The sequence below is a fragment of the Pseudoalteromonas sp. SA25 genome, from assembly GCF_011378705.1.
GTDB classification, from domain to species: domain Bacteria; phylum Pseudomonadota; class Gammaproteobacteria; order Enterobacterales; family Alteromonadaceae; genus Pseudoalteromonas; species Pseudoalteromonas arctica.
Genome location: NZ_WTKV01000056.1, coordinates 1 through 944 on the forward strand (window position 1 = coordinate 1; position 944 = coordinate 944).

Below are 944 nucleotides of genomic sequence, written 5' to 3' on the forward strand. Positions count from 1 at the left end.
CCGTCGAATTGCTAAAGCGTGTGAGACGAACATTTTATTTATGAGTGTGTCGGGAGATATCCAGCCGCATTACACATCAATAGCAGGCTTCGTTGCTAAAATGCATGAACAGATTGAGCCGATTTTTACGCAAGTGCTGATGATATGTGATGAGGAAGACTTGATAGGCCGCAACATGTTTGCCATTGATGGGTGTAAATTAAAGTCCAATGCGAGTAAAGAGTGGAGTGGCACATTCGATGAGTTAGGTCGCAAAAAAGCAAAACTAGAACGCGCAAGCAAACGTATTATTGAACGCCACCAATCACAAGATGGACTGGGCGAAGAATTGATAACTCAGGATTTAAAACAAAAAGAAAAGCTAGATAAAAGTGCAGATAAAATCACCGAGTTTTTAGCCACTCACGAAGAGAAAACAGGCAGTAAAGGCAAGCCTGTTAAAAGTAATATCACTGATCCAGATAGTGCAAAAATGACGACCTCAAAAGGCACAATCCAAGGTTACAACGGCATAGCGATAAACGATGATAAACACCAAATTATCCTGCAAGCACAAGCGTGGGGCTCAGTAGGCGAGCAACAAACTTTACAGCTAGCCGTTGCACAATTAAAACAGCAACTCGCTAAACTCAATACAGAAAAACTGGCAGATGAGCATACCATCAAATTCACCGCAGACAGTGGGTTTAACAGCGAAGTAAATCTTGAATTTATGGCGCAAAGTGGATTCGATACCTACATTGCGGACAACCAATTTAGAAAACGAAATCCATTGTTTAAAGCCAGCGAAACATACGAAACAGAGCAAGAAAAGCGCCGACTAAAACGCAGCAAAGGCAAGCCACGATTATTTACCTCAGATGATTTTCATTATAATGAAGCAACCCAAATTTGCCGCTGCCCCGCAGGCAATGCCATGTGGCGAAGTGGTATCAATGTAAAAA

1 protein-coding gene is annotated in these 944 nt (G+C 41.9%); it reads left to right on the forward strand.

The annotated features are described in order from the left end of the window. On the forward strand, positions 1-944 hold a 944-nt coding region (locus tag GQR45_RS21475), incomplete at both ends, for a transposase (RefSeq protein WP_240920304.1).